Origin of the sequence: Escherichia sp. Marseille-Q3837 (assembly GCF_916618735.1) — a bacterium.
GTDB lineage: Bacteria > Pseudomonadota > Gammaproteobacteria > Enterobacterales > Enterobacteriaceae > Escherichia > Escherichia ruysiae.
Genome location: NZ_CAKAKC010000001.1, coordinates 784,940 through 804,425, shown reverse-complemented (window position 1 = coordinate 804,425; position 19,486 = coordinate 784,940). Strand labels below are relative to the sequence as shown.

The 19,486-nt window shown below is 48.9% G+C and carries 13 protein-coding genes and 2 pseudogenes; 9 read left to right on the top strand and 6 right to left on the bottom strand.

The genetic code is table 11. From position 1 onward, the window contains the following. Positions 1-133 precede the first annotated feature (133 nt). Positions 134-1,564 carry a DUF945 family protein gene (locus LG381_RS03780; RefSeq protein ID WP_225762966.1) on the top strand — a complete coding sequence of 477 codons (1,431 nt, stop codon included), beginning with the start codon at positions 134-136 and terminating at the stop codon, positions 1,562-1,564. Positions 1,565-1,603: 39 nt separating this feature from the next. Here LG381_RS03780 and LG381_RS03775 read toward each other — a convergent pair. Next, positions 1,604-2,536 (bottom strand): annotated as a pseudogene (locus LG381_RS03775) (acyltransferase). Positions 2,537-2,899: 363 nt separating this feature from the next. Here LG381_RS03775 and polA point away from each other — a divergent pair. Beyond that, positions 2,900-5,686 (top strand): DNA polymerase I, encoded by a 2,787-nt coding sequence (gene polA / locus LG381_RS03770; protein WP_085461421.1) that lies wholly within the window; start codon positions 2,900-2,902, stop codon positions 5,684-5,686. A 385-nt stretch (positions 5,687-6,071) separates the two neighbouring features. Here the strand turns inward: polA and yihA are convergent, their stop codons facing one another. Continuing rightward, positions 6,072-6,704 carry a ribosome biogenesis GTP-binding protein YihA/YsxC gene (yihA, locus tag LG381_RS03765; RefSeq protein WP_000183347.1) on the bottom strand — a complete coding sequence of 211 codons (633 nt, stop codon included), beginning with the start codon at positions 6,702-6,704 and terminating at the stop codon, positions 6,072-6,074. 269 nt (positions 6,705-6,973) lie between these two features. Between yihA and LG381_RS03760 the strand changes: the two are divergent. The 3 genes and pseudogenes from LG381_RS03760 to hemN all read left to right on the top strand — a co-directional run. Continuing rightward, a pseudogene (locus tag LG381_RS03760) lies at positions 6,974-7,166 on the top strand (hypothetical protein); the annotation flags it as partial. A gap of 118 nt (positions 7,167-7,284) precedes the next feature. Continuing rightward, positions 7,285-7,794, top strand: coding sequence for a Der GTPase-activating protein YihI (gene yihI, locus LG381_RS03755; RefSeq protein ID WP_225762047.1), 510 nt, complete (start codon positions 7,285-7,287; stop codon positions 7,792-7,794). 188 nt (positions 7,795-7,982) lie between these two features. Next, complete coding sequence (gene hemN / locus LG381_RS03750) at positions 7,983-9,356, top strand: oxygen-independent coproporphyrinogen III oxidase (RefSeq protein WP_225762046.1); 1,374 nt, start codon at positions 7,983-7,985, stop codon at positions 9,354-9,356. Between the two features lie 224 nt (positions 9,357-9,580). Here hemN and LG381_RS03745 read toward each other — a convergent pair whose 3' ends face one another. The 4 genes from LG381_RS03745 to glnA all read right to left on the bottom strand — a co-directional run bounded on the left by LG381_RS03745 (position 9,581) and on the right by glnA (position 14,001). Next, positions 9,581-9,691, bottom strand: a complete 111-nt coding sequence (locus LG381_RS03745) for a YshB family small membrane protein (protein WP_000893993.1) — start codon at positions 9,689-9,691, stop codon at positions 9,581-9,583. A gap of 111 nt (positions 9,692-9,802) precedes the next feature. After that, positions 9,803-11,212, bottom strand: coding sequence for a nitrogen regulation protein NR(I) (glnG, locus tag LG381_RS03740; protein WP_024165243.1), 1,410 nt, complete (start codon positions 11,210-11,212; stop codon positions 9,803-9,805). A gap of 11 nt (positions 11,213-11,223) precedes the next feature. Further along, on the bottom strand, positions 11,224-12,273 hold the full coding sequence (gene glnL / locus LG381_RS03735) for a nitrogen regulation protein NR(II) (protein ID WP_000190577.1): 1,050 nt from the start codon (positions 12,271-12,273) through the stop codon (positions 11,224-11,226). Positions 12,274-12,591: 318 nt separating this feature from the next. Next, complete coding sequence (glnA, locus tag LG381_RS03730; protein WP_001271705.1) at positions 12,592-14,001, bottom strand: glutamate--ammonia ligase; 1,410 nt, start codon at positions 13,999-14,001, stop codon at positions 12,592-12,594. Positions 14,002-14,373: 372 nt separating this feature from the next. Here glnA and typA point away from each other — a divergent pair, with 372 nt between their 5' ends. The 4 genes from typA (at position 14,374) to LG381_RS03710 (ending at position 19,479) form a co-directional block, all read left to right on the top strand. Continuing rightward, positions 14,374-16,197, top strand: coding sequence for a ribosome-dependent GTPase TypA (gene typA, locus LG381_RS03725; RefSeq protein WP_000570674.1), 1,824 nt, complete (start codon positions 14,374-14,376; stop codon positions 16,195-16,197). A 216-nt stretch (positions 16,198-16,413) separates the two neighbouring features. After that, entirely contained in the window at positions 16,414-17,124 is a 711-nt protein-coding gene (locus tag LG381_RS03720) for a GntR family transcriptional regulator (RefSeq protein ID WP_000829798.1), read from the top strand. Positions 17,125-17,131: 7 nt separating this feature from the next. Then, complete coding sequence (locus LG381_RS03715; RefSeq protein ID WP_000256413.1) at positions 17,132-18,112, top strand: TIM barrel protein; 981 nt, start codon at positions 17,132-17,134, stop codon at positions 18,110-18,112. A 101-nt stretch (positions 18,113-18,213) separates the two neighbouring features. Then, a complete protein-coding gene (locus tag LG381_RS03710; protein ID WP_000956336.1) occupies positions 18,214-19,479 on the top strand; it encodes an MFS transporter in 1,266 nt (421 codons plus the stop codon). The last annotated feature ends 7 nt before the right edge of the window (positions 19,480-19,486 follow it).

The window sequence follows — 19,486 nt, the reverse complement described above, 5'->3', positions numbered from 1 at the left end:
CCCGTGAATATTCACGGGCTTTTTTTATTATTTAATAAATATAAATACATTCTGATAATACGTCCTGTTACTGGACATTATTTCAGCATAAGTGGATATTCAAAGTTTTGCTGTTTTATCAGGGAATATTTATATGATACGTAAGTCAGCTACAGGTGTCATTGTTGCGTTAGCCGTTATCTGGGGTGGTGGCACATGGTACACAGGTACGCAAATTCAGCCAGGTGTCGAAAAGTTTATTAAAGATTTTAACGATGCTAAAAAGAAAGGTGAACATGCCTACGCGATGACATTAAGTTATAAAAATTTTGAAAAAGGTTTTTTTAATTCCCATTTTCAGATGCAAATTATATTTGATAACGGTGCACCCGATCTCAATATCAAACCAGGCCAGAAAGTTGCATTTGATGTAGATATTGAGCACGGTCCGTTACCCATCACAATGTTAATGCGTGGTAATGTCATCCCCGCACTGGCAGCGGCAAAAGTGAACTTAGTGAATAATGAACTGACACAACCGCTATTTATCGCCTCGAAAAATAAATCGCCCGTTGAAGCGACATTGCGATTCGCGTTTGGTGGCTCATTTTCCACGACATTAGATGTTGCCCCTGCAGAGTATGGAGAGTTTTCCTTTGGTGAAGGCCAGTTTACTTTTAATGGTGATGATAGTTCATTGTCTAATCTGGATATTGAAGGCAAGGTCGAAGATATTGTCCTGAAATTATCGCCAATAAGCAAAGTAACGGCGAAGAGTTTTACCATTAATTCTCTGACGCGATTAGAAGAAAAGAAATTTCCGGTGGGTGAAAGCGAGTCGAAATTTAATCAGATTAACATTATCAATCGCGGAGAAGACGTTGCCCAAATCGATGCTTTCGTTGCAAAAACCAGGCTGGATCGCGTAAAAGACAAAGATTATATCAATGTCAATCTGACCTACGAACTTGATAAGTTAACAAAAGGGAATCAGCAACTCGGTAGTGGTGAGTGGTCATTGATTGCTGAATCTATTGATCCCTCAGCGGTGCGCCAATTTATCATCCTGTATAACATTGCGATGCAAAAGCAGCTTACTGCACACCCTGAGCTAGCAAACGATAAAGCAGCTCTGCAAGAAGTGAATGCTGCATTGTTCAAAGAGTATTTACCGTTATTACAAAAAAGTGAGCCAGTTATTAAATTGCCGGTTAGCTGGAGAAATACTCTCGGAGAACTAAACGCCAATCTGGATCTGAGTATTGATGATCCAGCCAAATCTTCATCATCCACAAACAAAAATATTAAATCGTTCAATTTTGATGTGACGTTACCGCTTAATGTCGTCACAGAAACCGCAAAACAGCTTAATTTATCTGAAGGAATGGATGCGGAAAAAGCGCAAAAGCAGGCTGATAAACAAATCAGCGGGATGATGACATTAGGTCAGATGTTTCAGTTAATCACGATTGACAACAATACCGCCTCGCTGCAGTTGCGTTATACACCGGGTAAAGTTGTTTTTAACGGGCAGGAGATGAGCGAAGAAGAATTTATGTCTCGTGCCGGACGTTTTGCACATTAATATAATATCTCGCCTCTGCTAATTCAGAGGCGAGAAAAACTACTTATCCTGGCGCTGCGATGACATCAATGACGTCAGAAGCCTGTCTTTTTCATGCCACAGTGAGTTCAGCCATTGCTGAAAATGGCGTTTAAAGCTTTTGTCACTGATATAGTCGCCATGCAATTCTTCAGCAATAGGCTGTAAATCCACATGCACGACAATCCTGGTCAGTTTACCACTTAACATATCGAAGAATGGTTGACGGTGATTATCCGGATAACACAGCGTAACGTTGAGCAATTTATCGAATTGTTTACCTAATACATTCAGCGCCATCGCAATACCGGCAGCTTTTGGTGGCAGAAGATTTTGAAATGTTGAGTGGGTTTGCTGGTGTTTCTCTTCAGTGAAGCGGGAACCCTCAACAAAATTTACAATAGTGGTAGGATGCAGGCGAAATTTTTCTCAGGAACGACGAGTAGTTTCTACATCTTTACCGCGTCGCTCCGGATGACGTAACAAATAAGCGCGGGAATAACGCTTCATAAACGGCATATCCAGCGCCCAACATGCCAGGCCAAGAAAAGGCACCCAGGCCAGTTGCTGTTTGAGGAAATATTTATTCATCGGAATGTGCTTACGAAACAGCACGCACAGTACGACAATATCTGCCCAGCTACGGTGATTACAAATAAGCAGATACCAGTTCTTTTTACTTAACCCTTCCAGCCCGTGAACTTCCCATCGCAAATGTGGATTAAGGTGCAGTAATAGCGCCAGTCCTTCGCACCAGCAATACATCATAAAATCACAAAAACGTGAAACTTTTCGCCATATCATTGGCACAGGTAACAATAGTTTTACGATCCCGGCAATGATGATCGGGACGGAACAAAAAATGGTAACCAAAATGGTCAATACGATACTCAGCAAAAGGGTTATCGTAGCGAGTATTCTCGTCATAATTAATTTATTCAAAAAGTTAGCCATAGACAGTGCGCGAAAGAAGCGCAAGGCGCAGATTTTAGCAGAAAACGCCCCAAATAACGGATGATCCTGAAGTAGAAAAATAATTTATATCTATCCACATTAGAAGAAATCCTATTATCTCAATTATTAGGGATGGCTTTATTTTTAACTGCATGAAAAACAAAGATAAACATCATGCTGTAAAAAGCATGATAATAAATTAAAAGCGATGTAAATAATTTATGCACAAAGTTATCCACATGACGATTTGCGAGCGATCCAGAAGATCTACAAAAGATTTTCACGAAAAGCGGTGAAAAACTCATGTTTTCATCCTGTCTGTGGCATCCTTTACCCATAATCTGATAAACAGGCACGGACATTATGGTTCAGATCCCCCAAAATCCACTTATCCTTGTAGATGGTTCATCTTATCTTTATCGCGCATATCACGCGTTTCCGCCGCTGACCAACAGCGCAGGCGAGCCGACCGGTGCGATGTACGGTGTCCTCAACATGCTGCGTAGTCTAATTATGCAATATAAACCGACACATGCAGCGGTGGTCTTTGACGCCAAGGGAAAAACCTTTCGTGATGAACTGTTTGAACATTACAAATCACATCGCCCGCCAATGCCGGACGATTTGCGAGCACAAATAGAACCTCTGCACGCGATGGTTAAAGCGATGGGACTGCCGCTGTTGGCGGTTTCTGGCGTAGAAGCGGACGACGTTATCGGCACTCTGGCGCGCGAAGCCGAAAAAGCCGGGCGTCCGGTGCTGATCAGCACTGGCGACAAAGATATGGCGCAGTTGGTGACGCCAAATATTACGCTTATCAATACTATGACAAACACCATCCTCGGCCCGGAAGAGGTGGTGAATAAGTACGGCGTACCGCCAGAACTGATCATTGACTTCCTGGCTCTGATGGGCGACTCCTCCGATAACATCCCAGGCGTACCGGGCGTGGGTGAAAAAACTGCGCAGGCACTGCTGCAGGGGCTTGGCGGGCTGGATACGCTGTATGCCGAGCCGGAAAAAATTGCTGGCCTAAGCTTCCGTGGCGCGAAAACAATGGCGGCGAAGCTAGAGCAAAACAAAGAAGTGGCTTATCTCTCTTACCAGCTGGCGACGATTAAAACCGATGTTGAGCTGGAACTGACCTGTGAACAACTGGAAGTGCAGCAACCGGCGGCTGAAGAGTTGTTGGGGCTGTTCAAAAAGTATGAGTTCAAACGCTGGACTGCTGATGTAGAGGCGGGCAAATGGTTACAGGCCAAAGGGTCTAAACCTGCCGCGAAGCCGCAGGAAACGCTTGTTGTCGACGAAACGCCAGAAGTGGTGGCAACGGTGATTTCTTACGATAACTACGTCACTATCCTTGATGAAGATACGCTGAAAGAATGGATTACGAAGCTGGAAAAAGCGCCGGTATTTGCATTTGATACCGAAACTGACAGCCTCGATAACATCTCTGCCAACCTGGTGGGGCTTTCCTTTGCTATCGAGCCAGGCATAGCGGCATATATTCCGGTTGCTCATGATTACCTTGATGCGCCCGATCAAATCTCTCGCGAGCGTGCACTCGAGTTGCTAAAACCGCTACTGGAAGATGAAAAGGCGCTGAAGGTCGGGCAAAACCTGAAATACGATCGCGGTATTCTGGCGAACTACGGCATTGAACTGCGTGGGATTGCGTTTGATACCATGCTGGAGTCCTACATTCTCAATAGCGTTGCCGGGCGTCACGATATGGACAGCCTCGCGGAACGTTGGTTGAAGCACAAAACTATCACTTTTGAAGAGATTGCCGGTAAAGGCAAAAATCAACTGACCTTTAACCAGATTGCCCTGGAAGAGGCCGGTCGCTACGCCGCCGAAGATGCAGACGTCACCTTACAATTGCATCTGAAAATGTGGCCGGATCTGCAGAAACACAAAGGGCCGTTGAACGTCTTCGAAAACATCGAAATGCCGCTGGTGCCGGTGCTTTCACGCATCGAACGCAACGGTGTGAAGATCGACCCGAAAGTGCTGCACAATCATTCTGAAGAGCTCACTCTGCGTCTGGCGGAGCTGGAAAAGAAAGCGCATGAAATTGCAGGTGAGGAATTTAACCTTTCGTCCACCAAGCAATTGCAAACTATTCTTTTTGAAAAACAAGGTATTAAGCCGCTGAAAAAAACGCCGGGTGGTGCGCCGTCAACGTCGGAAGAGGTACTGGAAGAACTGGCGCTGGACTATCCGTTGCCAAAAGTGATTCTGGAGTATCGTGGTCTGGCGAAGCTGAAATCAACTTATACCGACAAGCTACCGTTGATGATCAACCCGAAAACCGGGCGTGTGCATACCTCTTATCACCAGGCAGTAACCGCAACGGGACGTTTATCGTCAACCGATCCTAACCTGCAAAACATTCCGGTGCGTAACGAAGAAGGTCGTCGTATCCGCCAGGCGTTTATTGCGCCAGAGGATTATGTGATTGTCTCAGCGGACTACTCGCAGATTGAATTGCGCATTATGGCGCATCTCTCGCGAGACAAAGGCTTGCTGACTGCATTTGCAGAAGGAAAAGATATCCACCGGGCAACGGCGGCAGAAGTGTTTGGTTTGCCACTGGAAACCGTCACCAGCGAGCAACGCCGTAGCGCGAAAGCAATCAACTTTGGTCTGATTTATGGCATGAGTGCTTTCGGTCTGGCGCGGCAATTGAACATTCCACGTAAAGAAGCGCAGAAGTACATGGATCTTTACTTCGAACGCTACCCTGGCGTGCTGGAGTATATGGAACGCACCCGTGCTCAGGCGAAAGAGCAGGGCTACGTTGAAACGCTGGACGGACGCCGTCTCTATTTGCCGGATATCAAGTCCAGCAACGGTGCGCGTCGTGCTGCGGCTGAACGTGCAGCAATTAACGCGCCGATGCAGGGAACTGCAGCCGACATCATCAAACGGGCGATGATTGCCGTCGATGCATGGTTACAGGCCGAGCAACCGCGCGTTCGTATGATCATGCAGGTACACGATGAACTGGTATTTGAAGTTCATAAAGATGATCTCGATGTGGTATCAAAGAAAATCCATCAATTGATGGAAAACTGTACCCGTCTGGATGTGCCGTTGCTGGTGGAAGTCGGAAGCGGTGAAAACTGGGATCAGGCGCACTAAGATTCGCCTGAATAAGCCCTTTTTTCGTAAGTAAGCAACATAAGCTGTCACGTTTTGTGATGGCTATTAGAAATTCCTATGCAACAACTGAAAAAAAATTACAAAAAATGCTTTCTGAACTGAACAAAAAAGAGTAAAGTTATTCGCGTAGGGTACAGAGGTAAGATGTTCTATCTTTCAGACCTTTTACTTCACGTAATCGGATTTGGCTGAATTTTTAGCCGCCCCAGTCAGTAATGACTGGGGCGTTTTTTATTGGGCGAGAGAAAAGATCTGAATTGCCTGGCGCATAACGCTTATCAGGCTTACGGCGTGAGTCGCAATATTTTGAAGTCCCTGGCCAGACAAAGCATTTAAGCTACATCCGGCACCGGGGAAAGAAAAATTATTCGCCGTCCTGATTCTCTTCGATGGGCTGCATTTCGCTAAACCAGGTATCCAGCTTCTGACGCAGCTTATCCACGCCTTGTTTCTTCAGCGAAGAGAAGGTCTCTACCTGCACATCACCATTAAATGCCAGCACCGCTTCACGCACCATATTCAATTGCGCTTTACGTGCACCGCTCGCCAGTTTGTCCGCTTTGGTCAGTAGCACCAACACGGCGATATTGCTGTCCACCGCCCACTCAATCATCTGCTGATCGAGATCTTTCAGCGGATGGCGAATATCCATCAGCACCACCAGACCTTGCAGGCTCTGACGTTTTTCGAGGTATTCGCCGAGCGCGCGCTGCCATTTGCGCTTCATCTCTTCCGGGACTTCCGCATAACCGTAGCCAGGCAAGTCAACCAGACGCTTGCCATCAGCCACTTCAAACAGGTTGATAAGCTGGGTGCGCCCTGGTGTTTTCGAGGTACGAGCCAGGCTTTTCTGGTTAGTCAGCGTGTTCAGCGCGCTGGATTTACCTGCGTTGGAACGGCCTGCAAAAGCCACTTCGATTCCGGTATCGGAAGGTAAGTGGCGAATATCAGGCGCACTCATCACAAAATGCGTCTGTTGATAATTCAAATTAGTCAAAGCGGTCGTCTCCGTCAGTCAAAGCTTTTCAGCGATTATACCTGAACCACAATAAAAGACGGATTTTTCGGGGGGCATGGTGTAAGTAAAAGCCACATACTTTGTGAGACATTGCCGATCATCTTTATGCGAAATCGAAGAGAAAATTCTGCGATGCATGTCAAATAGGTCAAATAAATCATGTGATTAGTTTTATACAATAATCTGAAAATGAGAAAATACTGATGATAGTTTATTGTTTGTTTAGCGCAGAAGCGTAAAGTAGCACCCATAGAGCGAGGACGCTAACAGGAAGATGACTCAGGATGAGGGTCAGGAGCGCCAGGAGGCGAAGACAGAGGATTGTCAGGAAGACAAACGTCCGGAGACGTAATTAAACGGAAATGGAATCAACACGGAATGTTCTGGCTAATGGAAAAACAGGGTGTGTTGGCGGCCTGCAAGGATTGTAAGACCCGTTAAGGGTTATGAGTCAGGAAAAAAGGCGACAGAGTAATCTGTCGCCTTTTTTCTTTGCTTGCTTTCTGTTAGATTCCGCCGCAAATCTATACTGAATAAAACGGCAAAAAGACGAATCATTATGAAACCATCATCTTCAAACTCACGCAGCAAAGGTCACGCAAAAGCGCGTCGAAAAACACGCGAGGAGCTGGATCAGGAAGCTCGTGACCGCAAGCGCCAGAAAAAACGTCGCGGTCATGCGCCGGGCAGCCGCGCAGCGGGCGGTAAAACGACATCAGGCAACAAAGGCCAGAACGCACCGAAAGATCCACGTATTGGTAGTAAAACCCCTATTCCATTGGGCGTGACTGAAAAAGTCACCAAACAGCACAAACCGAAGAGTGAGAAACCTATGCTTTCACCGCAGGCGGAGTTGGAGTTACTGGAAACGGATGAGCGTCTGGATGCGCTGCTGGAACGTCTGGAAGCAGGCGAAACCCTGAGCGTCGAAGAGCAATCCTGGGTTGATGCCAAACTGGATCGTATTGATGAGTTGATGCAGAAACTCGGCCTCTCTTATGACGACGATGAAGAAGAGGAAGAAGACGAGAAGCAAGAAGACATGATGCGTCTGCTGCGGGGCAACTAACGGATTGCCACCGTGGGCCTTCCCATTCTGCTGATAACCCTTCCGGTTATATGTTATCTGGTGTGGTTATTCGTTAAACTACGGCGGTTGTCGCGGCGACAAAAGTGGCTGCGCAACCGGCTGATGACCCGAAACGGGCATCCGCCGGTACGGCGTAGCCGCCAGAGACGCCATCGGAAGGAGTGAGTATGTCTGTACAGCAAATCGACTGGGATCTGGCCCTGATCCAGAAATATAACTATTCCGGGCCACGATACACCTCGTACCCGACCGCGCTGGAGTTTTCAGAAGACTTCGGCGAACAGGCGTTTTTACAAGCCGTGGCGCGCTACCCTGAGCGCCCATTATCTCTCTACGTTCATATCCCGTTCTGCCATAAGCTTTGCTACTTCTGTGGTTGCAATAAGATTGTTACACGCCAGCAGCACAAGGCCGATCAGTATCTGGACGCGCTGGAGCAAGAAATCGTTCATCGTGCACCGCTGTTTGCCGGGCGTCACGTTAGTCAGTTGCACTGGGGTGGCGGTACGCCGACGTACCTGAATAAAGCGCAAATCAGCCGCCTGATGAAGCTGCTGCGGGAAAACTTCCAGTTTAATGCCGACGCGGAAATCTCGATCGAAGTCGATCCGCGTGAAATCGAACTGGATGTACTCGATCATTTACGTTCCGAAGGATTTAATCGCCTGAGCATGGGCGTGCAGGACTTCAACAAAGAAGTACAGCGTCTGGTCAATCGCGAGCAGGATGAAGAATTCATCTTTGCGCTGCTTAACCATGCGCGTGAGATTGGCTTTACCTCCACCAACATTGACCTGATTTACGGCCTGCCGAAACAGACGCCGGAGAGTTTCGCCTTTACCCTGAAACGCGTGGCGGAGCTGAACCCCGATCGTCTGAGCGTCTTTAACTACGCGCATTTGCCGACCATTTTTGCTGCTCAGCGTAAAATCAAAGATACTGACCTGCCGAGTCCGCAGCAGAAACTCGATATCCTGCAGGAAACCATCGCCTTCCTGACGCAATCGGGCTATCAGTTTATCGGTATGGATCACTTTGCCCGTCCGGATGACGAGCTGGCGGTGGCCCAGCGTGAAGGCGTGCTACATCGTAATTTCCAGGGCTACACCACTCAGGGGGATACCGACCTGCTGGGGATGGGCGTTTCAGCCATCAGCATGATTGGCGACTGCTACGCGCAAAACCAGAAAGAGTTGAAGCAGTACTATCAGCAGGTGGATGAACAAGGCAATGCGCTGTGGCGCGGTATTGCGCTAACGCGCGATGACTGTATTCGCCGCGATGTGATTAAGTCACTTATCTGCAATTTCCGTCTGGATTACGCCCCCATTGAGCAACAGTGGGATTTGCACTTCGCTGATTACTTTGCGGAAGATCTCAAGCTTCTCGCCCCGTTAGCAAAAGATGGGCTGGTGGATGTCAATGAGAAGGGGATTCAGGTGACGGCAAAAGGCCGCTTGCTGATCCGCAACATCTGCATGTGCTTTGATACTTATCTGCGCCAGAAAGCGCGGATGCAGCAGTTCTCACGGGTGATTTAAATTGTGAATGGCGCTTCGTTTATAAGGATGATAAACGAAGCGCCATGAGATTGATGACAAACCTCACAAAAGAATGCGAACTGTCCCCTCGCCCCATTGGGGAGAGGGTTAGGGTGAGGGGAACATGCCGGCATCGATGCGAACAATGACCCTCACTCTGGCCCTCTTGCCTTCCAGGGAGACGATCAGGCTCGCATTGGCTACTCAGCAGTCTATAACGAGCTTCAGCTAAACAGCCCAATCATCGCGACACACAGGATGGCCGCAACGGCAGTTTGCGGTGTGTGGCTATCAACTGCGCCACTCGATACCAGATTAATTATTGATTCCAGCATAATGACTTCCCCCGTATTCCGGGCAAGATCATACTGAACTTATCAGAACAGTAAAGCGCAAAATAACAGCAATTTGCGCTCAATAATCAATCTTTACACACCAGCCGTGAATCACTCCATCCCCAACTCTTTTAACTTACGTGTCAGGGTGTTACGTCCCCAACCAAGCAGTCGCGCTGCTTCTTGTTTATGCCCCTGCGTATGTCGCAAAGCAGTGGTCAGTAACGTCCGCTCCAGCTCTGGCTGCGCTTCAGAAAGCAGGTTTTGATGACCGGAACGCAGCGCCCGATCTGCCCATTGCGCTAACAACGTTGCCCAACTGTCCGGTTGCATAGTGGAAGGACTTTCCGGAACCGTAGATTCAAACAGTTCGCCGGGCAAATCCTGAATCAACACTTCCTGTCCGGCGGCCATCACCGTTAACCAGCGGCAGGTGTTTTCCAGTTGGCGCACGTTCCCCGGCCATGCCAGACGCGTCAGGGCGGCTTCGGTTTCCGGATGCAGCAACTTCGCTTCTACGCCCAGTTCGCGCGCGGCAACCTGTAAAAAATGGCGTGCCAGGCGGGGAATATCTTCCCGACGCTCACGCAGTGGCGGCAGATGAACGCGGATAACGTTCAGGCGGTGGAAAAGATCCTCACGGAACTTGCCTTCCTGTACGCGCAGTTCCAGGTTCTGGTGAGTCGCGGCAATAATACGCACATCCACTTTCACCGGCGCATAGCCGCCAACGCGGTAAAACTGACCGTCTGCCAGCACGCGCAGCAAACGCGTCTGCACATCCAGCGGCATATCGCCAATTTCGTCGAGAAATAACGTGCCGCCATCGGCCTGTTCAAAACGCCCCTGGCGAATAGTATTCGCGCCAGTAAACGCGCCTTTCTCGTGACCGAACAGTTCTGATTCGATCAAATCTTTTGGGATAGCCGCCATATTCAGCGCGATAAACGGCGCTTTGGCACGCGGACTGTGGCGATGCAGGGCATGAGCGACCAGCTCTTTACCGGTGCCGGACTCGCCATTGATCAACACACTAATGGAAGAACGCGAAAGCCGACCGATAATACGGAACACGTCCTGCATGGCTGGCGCTTCGCCGATGATATCGGTCGTCGGGCCGTTAAGCTGAATATTGCGCGGCTGCTGCTGTTCCTGATAATGGCTGATGGCGCGCTCAACCAGCGCCACGGCTTCGTCGATATCAAACGGTTTGGGCAGATAATCAAACGCCCCTTGTTGATAGGCGCTGACAGCGGCATCCAGATCCGAGTGCGCGGTCATAATGATGACCGGAAGCATTGGATGGCGTTGTTTAATTTGCTTGAGCAACGCCAGTCCGTCCATTCCGGGCATACGGATGTCTGAAAGCAGTACATCCGGCGTTTTACTCGCCAGTGCCTCCAGCACCTCCGCGCCGTTCTCAAACGTCGTACAGGTTAAACCCGCCCCAGCGAGCGCACGTTCAAGCACCCAACGGATGGAACTATCGTCATCGACTACCCAGACTATCCCTCGTTGCATAAACGTCACCTTTATTTCCTGATAGGCAGGTAAACCGAGAACTCGGTATGACCTGGCCAACTGGTAAATTCAATTTTGCCTGAATGCTGATCAATCAAATTACGGGCAATGGATAAGCCAAGCCCGGTGCCGCCTTCGCGACCGCTGACCATCGGGTAAAACAGCGTATCCTGTAAGTGAGGCGGGATACCCGGCCCGTTATCTTCCACATCGATCCGCGCTGCCAGCCGATAACGCTCACCGTGCAAGGTCAGCTGGAAAGCCGTGCGGGTACGCAGAATAATTTCGCCGCCTTCCGGCCCCAGCGCCTGTAGCGCATTACGCACAATATTCAGTAATACCTGTTCAATTTGATCCGGATCGTGCGCCAGTTCCGGCAGGCTGGGGTCGTAATCACGAATCAACCGCACGTTATCAGGCAGTTCCATCGACACCAGCGTCACCACGCGTTCAGCCACTTTGTGAATACTTTCGGTAACGCGCGTACCGGGCAGCTGCGGCCCCAACAGACGGTCGACCAGATTTCGCAGCCGGTCCGCCTGTTCGATAATCACTTTGGTATATTCCAGCAGTGACGGGTCAGGTAATGCTTTGCTGAGCAGCTGCGCCGCGCCACGTAAACCGCCAAGCGGATTTTTAATCTCATGTGCCAGGCCGCGTACCAAATCGCGGGCAGCTACCTGCTGGGCGTGCTGTAGCTGTTCCTGACTTAAGCGGCGCTGGTTATCCATTGGTGCCATCTCCAGCAGGATCATGCCGTCCGGCATACGCTGAGCCGTCACAGAAAGGATATGCGAGCGCCCGTCGATCACCAGCGTCACTTCGTTATCGGTAAAACCTTGCCCCGCCTCCAGACTTTCTTGCATCAGCTCGATATTTAATGAGAAGTAGCTCAACAGTTCCGGTAACGGCGTACCGAACAATTTGCGGGAGCTTTGGGCGAGCAGTTGTTGCGCAGCGGGGTTGGCGTAATGAATCGCCAGGTTGTCATCGATTAACAAAATACTGTTAATCAGCGAGTTGAGGATCTGCCCAGCATCGGGCTGCGTGCCTGTTGCCATAAAGCAGTCTCCTGAACAGTTGCACCATTTTAGTGCATTATAGCTTTTTACGGATAAAAAGCGCGAAGCATCAGAGAATTGACGGAGAAAAAAGCCCATGCAGAGATGGGCTGAAATTTCCACGGCAACTAAAAACCAGTCCCATCAGGCTATTTTATTTGCCATTTTGAACTTGGGCAGTGCTCGAACTCCTCACGTACCGATGTACGCTCGGGGTTCTGCGCGCTGTCCGTGTTCAAACTGGCTGCAACAATTACGCCAGATGGGCCTGGTTTGAACCCCCGGCGTTGTTCGCGCCGGGTAGTACAACTTCAACTATTAGACGCTGTAGTACAGTTCAAACTCTACCGGATGCGGAGTCATACGCACGCGGTCATCTTCTTCGCGACGCAGGGCGATGTACGCATCGATTGCTTCATCAGTGAACACGCCACCGGCTTTCAGGAACTCGCGATCCAGATCCAGTTCGTTCAGTGCTTCTTCCAGAGAGCCTGCAACCTGTGGGATCTCTTTCGCTTCTTCTGGCGGCAGGTCATACAGGTTTTTGTCCATGGCTTCGCCCGGATGGATCTTGTTCTTGATACCATCAAGACCGGCCATCAGCAGGGCAGCAAAGCACAGGTACGGGTTAGCCGCCGGGTCCGGGAAACGTACTTCGATACGACGTGCTTTCGGAGACGCAACCACTGGAATACGGATAGACGCAGAACGGTTACGCGCAGAGTAAGCCAGCATAACCGGCGCTTCGTAGCCCGGAACCAGACGCTTATAAGAGTTGGTGGTCGGGTTTGCCAGGGCGTTAATCGCTTTAGCGTGTTTGATTACGCCGCCAATGTAGTACAGCGCCTGCTCAGACAGACCTGCGTATTTATCGCCCGCGAACAGGTTAACGCCGTTTTTAGACAGCGACATGTGGCAGTGCATACCGGAGCCGTTATCACCAAACATCGGTTTTGGCATAAAGGTCGCGGTTTTACCGAAGCGGTGCGCCACGTTGTGCACAACATATTTGTAGATCTGAATTTCGTCAGCTTTTTTGGTCATGGTATTGAAGCGGGTTGCCACTTCGTTCTGACCAGCTGTCGCTACTTCGTGGTGATGCGCTTCAACCACCAGACCCATCTGTTCCATCACCAGACACATTTCAGAACGAATATCCTGAGCAGAGTCTACTGGCGGAACCGGGAAGTAACCGCCTTTCACTGCCGGACGGTGACCTTTGTTACCACCTTCATATTTGGTGGAGGAGTTCCATGCGCCTTCGATATCGTCGATAGCAACGTGAGAACCGGAGATAGATGATCCGAAACGGATGTCATCGAACAGGAAGAATTCAGGTTCTGGCCCGAACAGTACGGTGTCGGCAATGCCAGTGGAACGCAGGTAATCTTCGGCGCGCTTCGCGATGGAGCGCGGGTCGCGGTCATAGCCTTGCAGGGTGCCAGGTTCAAGGATATCGCAACGGATAATCAGGGTAGAGTCGGCGAAGAACGGGTCAATCACTGCGGTGGATGCGTCTGGCATCAGCACCATGTCGGATTCGTTAATGCCTTTCCAGCCGCCAATCGAGGAGCCGTCAAACATTTTGCCTTCTTCGAAGAATTCAGCATTCACCTGATGAGCAGGGATAGTGACGTGCTGTTCTTTACCTTTGGTATCGGTGAAGCGCAAATCAACAAACTTCACTTCGTGCTCGTTCAGCATCGTCAGTACGTGTTCAGCGGACATACTTTAACTCTCCTGGATTGGTCATTGTCGTCGTGGTAACGAAATCTGCAATTATTTTGGCCGTGTCGCCGTAAAAAAGATAAAGCGAAATCTGTGCCAACTTTTAAATTGCCCCTAAAAGGCGTTATCATGCTTAACATCGTGCAAAAGGGCTGCACCATGATGTGAATGTTGCACCAATATAGTGCTTCAATGGAAACATTAAGCACCATATTGGTGCAATGACCTTTGGATAACCCTTTTTATGCTCCGTGAAAGCGATCACAAAGGGACTCTGCAATACTTGTTTGCGGAGGATGTTTGTGATCCTGTTTTGTAGTGCGATTAATCCGTGTACAATAACGCGCTATTTCTAATGCCTGAGGCAAAGTTGTGATCGAAAAATTGCGTAATATCGCCATCATCGCGCACGTAGACCATGGTAAAACCACCCTGGTAGACAAGCTGCTCCAACAATCCGGTACGTTCGACTCTCGTGCCGAAACCCAAGAGCGCGTGATGGACTCCAACGATTTGGAGAAAGAGCGTGGGATTACCATCCTCGCGAAAAACACCGCTATCAAATGGAATGATTACCGTATCAACATCGTTGATACCCCGGGGCACGCCGACTTCGGTGGTGAAGTTGAACGTGTAATGTCCATGGTAGACTCAGTGCTGCTGGTGGTTGACGCATTTGACGGCCCGATGCCGCAAACGCGCTTCGTAACCAAAAAAGCGTTTGCTTACGGCCTGAAGCCGATTGTTGTTATCAACAAAGTTGACCGCCCTGGCGCGCGTCCTGACTGGGTTGTGGATCAGGTATTCGACCTGTTCGTTAACCTCGACGCGACCGATGAGCAGCTGGACTTCCCGATCGTTTACGCTTCTGCGCTGAACGGCATCGCGGGTCTGGATCACGAAGATATGGCGGAAGACATGACCCCGCTGTATCAGGCGATTGTTGACCACGTTCCTGCGCCGGACGTTGACCTTGACGGTCCGTTCCAGATGCAGATTTCTCAGCTCGATTACAACAGCTATGTTGGTGTTATCGGCATTGGCCGCATCAAGCGCGGTAAAGTGAAGCCGAACCAGCAGGTTACTATCATCGATAGCGAAGGCAAAACCCGTAACGCGAAAGTCGGTAAAGTGCTGGGCCACCTCGGTCTGGAGCGTATCGAAACCGATATGGCGGAAGCTGGCGATATCGTGGCGATCACGGGCCTTGGCGAACTGAACATTTCTGACACCGTTTGCGACACGCAAAACGTTGAAGCATTGCCGGCACTCTCCGTTGATGAGCCGACCGTTTCTATGTTCTTCTGCGTTAACACCTCGCCGTTCTGCGGTAAAGAAGGTAAGTTCGTAACATCTCGTCAGATCCTGGATCGTCTGAACAAAGAACTGGTACACAACGTTGCGCTGCGCGTAGAAGAAACCGAAGACGCCGATGCGTTCCGCGTTTCTGGTCGTGGCGAACTGCACCTGTCTGTTCTTATCGAGAACATGCGTCGTGAAGGTTTCGAACTGGCGGTATCCCGTCCGAAAGTTATCTTCCGTGAAATCGACGGTCGTAAACAAGAGCCGTTCGAAAACGTGACTCTGGACGTTGAAGAACAGCATCAGGGTTCTGTAATGCAGGCGCTGGGCGAGCGTAAAGGCGAGCTGAAAAACATGAATCCAGACGGTAAAGGCCGCGTACGTCTTGACTACGTGATCCCAAGCCGTGGTCTGATTGGCTTCCGTTCTGAGTTCATGACCATGACTTCTGGTACAGGTCTGCTGTACTCCACCTTCAGCCACTACGACGATGTGCGTCCGGGCGAAGTGGGTCAGCGTCAGAACGGCGTACTGATCTCTAACGGTCAGGGTAAAGCGGTAGCGTTCGCGCTGTTCGGTCTGCAGGATCGCGGTAAGCTGTTCCTCGGTCACGGTGCAGAAGTTTACGAAGGTCAGATCATCGGTATTCACAGCCGTTCTAACGACCTGACTGTAAACTGCCTGACCGGTAAGAAACTGACCAACATGCGTGCTTCCGGTACTGACGAAGCCGTTGTTCTGGTTCCACCAATCCGCATGACTCTGGAACAAGCTCTGGAGTTCATTGATGATGACGAACTGGTAGAAGTTACTCCGACCTCTATCCGTATTCGTAAACGTCACCTGACGGAAAACGATCGTCGCCGCGCGAACCGTGGCCCGAAAGAAGATTAATTTTTCTTTTTAGTCGTGAAAAACCTGCCAGAGATGGCAGGTTTTTTTTTACCTGTCGTGAGCGCACACCAATGCGAGTATCTCCCTTATAAGTCTGTGATTACGTCAATAGAGAGCTTTGTCACAATTATCTGCAAAGTCATACGCCGTTAATTGCTTTCTTTTTTGGCGTAAGCGTAAGATGCTTCATCTGGTTTAAACCAAAAGGATTAAACAATGGCGGAGAATCAATCCACCGTAGAAAATGCAAAAGAGAAACTGGATCGGTGGTTGAAAGATGGCATCACCACACCGGGTGGAAAACTCCCTTCAGAAAGAGAGCTGGGAGAACTGCTGGGCATTAAACGTATGACGCTGCGCCAGGCGTTGTTGAACCTCGAGGCAGAATCCAAAATCTTCCGTAAAGATCGTAAGGGGTGGTTCGTGACCCAGCCGCGATTTAATTACAGTCCGGAGCTGTCGGCGAGCTTTCAGCGGGCCGCAATTGAGCAAGGGCGAGAGCCTTCCTGGGGGTTTACCGAGAAAAACCGTACCAGCGATATTCCCGAGACGCTCGCGCCACTGATTGCAGTGACGCCATCAACTGAACTCTATCGCATCACCGGCTGGGGGGCGCTGGAAGGACATAAAGTTTTCTATCACGAAACATATATTAATCCTGAAGTTGCTCCGGGTTTTATTGAACAACTTGAAAACCACTCATTTTCTGCAGTCTGGGAAAAGTGCTACCAAAAAGAGACGGTAGTAAAAAAATTGATTTTCAAACCCGTCAGAATGCCGGGCGATATCAGCAAGTATCTTGGCGGTTCTGCGGGTATGCCTGCGATCTTAATTGAAAAGCATCGCGCCGACCAGCAAGGCAATATTGTCCAGATAGATATTGAATATTGGCGATTTGAGGCCGTAGACCTCATCATTAATCTGTAGGTGTTTTATGGTGACAATAAATAACGCAAGAAAGATTCTACAACGTGTCGACACTCTTCCTCTTTATTTACATGCTTATGCCTTTCATTTAAATATGCGGCTGGAAAGAGTGTTGCCTGCTGATTTACTTGATATCGCAAGTGAAAATAATCTACGTGGCGTCAAAATCCATGTTCTGGATGGCGAGCGTTTTTCTCTTGGTAATATGGACGATAAAGAACTCTCTGCCTTTGGGGATAAAGCCCGCCGTCTGAACCTTGATATTCATATTGAAACCAGTGCCTCAGATAAAAAATCTATTGACGAAGCCGTCGCCATCGCGTTGAAAACTGGGGCATCCTCCGTACGTTTTTATCCGCGTTATGAAGGTAATTTGCGCGACGTATTATCGATTATCGCTAACGACATTGCCTATGTACGGGAAACGTATCAGGACAGCGGCCTGACTTTTACGATCGAGCAGCATGAAGATTTAAAAAGTCATGAGCTGGTGTCGCTGGTCAAAGAAAGTGAGATGGAGTCTCTTTCCTTACTGTTTGATTTTGCGAACATGATCAATGCAAATGAGCATCCCATCGACGCTTTAAAAACGATGGCACCGCATATTACCCAGGTCCATATCAAAGATGCCTTGATCGTTAAAGAACAGGGTGGCCTGGGTCATAAAGCCTGTATTTCAGGTCAGGGGGATATGCCCTTCAAAGCGTTATTAACGCACCTTATCTGCCTGGGTGATGATGAGCCGCAGGTGACGGCATATGGCCTGGAAGAAGAGGTTGATTATTATGCGCCGGCGTTCCGCTTTGAAGACGAAGATGATAATCCGTGGATCCCTTATCGCCAGATGAGTGAAACACCCCTACCAGAAAATCATTTACTGGATGCGCGGTTACGTAAAGAAAAAGAAGATGCAATTAATCAGATAAATCATGTGCGTAACGTACTACAACAAATCAAACAAGAGGCAAACCATCTTCTGAACCACTAATAAGTTTTAACTCATACGCAGTTAATAAAACCATTCCATATGAATGGTCGGTATCTTATTGCCTTTAAAACAGTGATTTTAAAAATCGCTTAGGGGATGTTATGCTCACGAAAAAGAAATGGGCGTTATTTAGTCTATTAACACTGTGTGGCGGTACAATTTATAAATTACCGTCGCTGAAAGATGCGTTTTATATCCCGATGCAGGAATATTTCCATTTGACTAATGGTCAAATTGGTAATGCTATGTCGGTAAACTCATTTGTCACCACAGTGGGCTTTTTTCTGTCTATTTATTTTGCCGATAAACTACCGCGCAGATACACCATGTCACTCTCACTCATTGCGACAGGATTACTGGGTGTTTATTTGACGACAATGCCGGGGTATTGGGGCATCCTCTTTGTCTGGGCGCTATTTGGCGTTACTTGCGACATGATGAACTGGCCGGTCTTGCTCAAGTCGGTAAGTCGATTGGGCAATAGCGAACAACAAGGTCGGTTGTTTGGCTTCTTCGAAACAGGGCGTGGCATTGTCGATACCGTGGTGGCATTTTCTGCGTTGGCAGTATTTACCTGGTTTGGCAGTGGCTTATTGGGTTTTAAAGCAGGCATCTGGTTCTATTCCCTTATTGTGATTGCCGTAGGCATTATTATTTTCTTTGTCCTGAATGACAAAGAAGAGGCACCGTCCGTTGAGGTGAAAAAAGAAGACGGAGCATCGCAAAACACCAGTATGACCTCGGTGCTGAGAGACAAAACCATCTGGCTTATCGCTTTCAACGTCTTCTTCGTTTACGCGGTTTACTGTGGCCTGACATTCTTCATTCCATTCCTGAAAAACATCTATCTATTGCCCGTTGCGCTGGTGGGGGCTTACGGCATCATTAACCAATATTGTCTGAAAATGATTGGAGGACCGATTGGTGGCATGATTTCAGATAAGATCCTGAAATCGCCGAGTAAATATCTATGCTACACCTTTATCATCAGTACCGCTGCGCTCGTACTGTTGATTATGCTGCCGCACGAAAGTATGCCGGTCTATTTAGGGATGGCATGTACATTAGGCTTTGGCGCGATAGTCTTTACACAGCGAGCCGTATTTTTTGCACCTATCGGCGAAGCAAAAATTGCTGAAAATAAAACAGGCGCGGCGATGGCGTTGGGTAGCTTTATTGGTTACGCCCCGGCGATGTTCTGCTTCAGTCTGTATGGCTACATTCTGGATTTAAATCCGGGGATTATTGGCTACAAAATCGTGTTTGGCATTATGGCCTGCTTCGCATTCTGTGGTGCGGTGGTTTCCGTAATGCTGGTTAAGCGTATTAGCCAACGTAAGAAAGAGATGCTGGCGGCTGAAGCTTAATTAATGG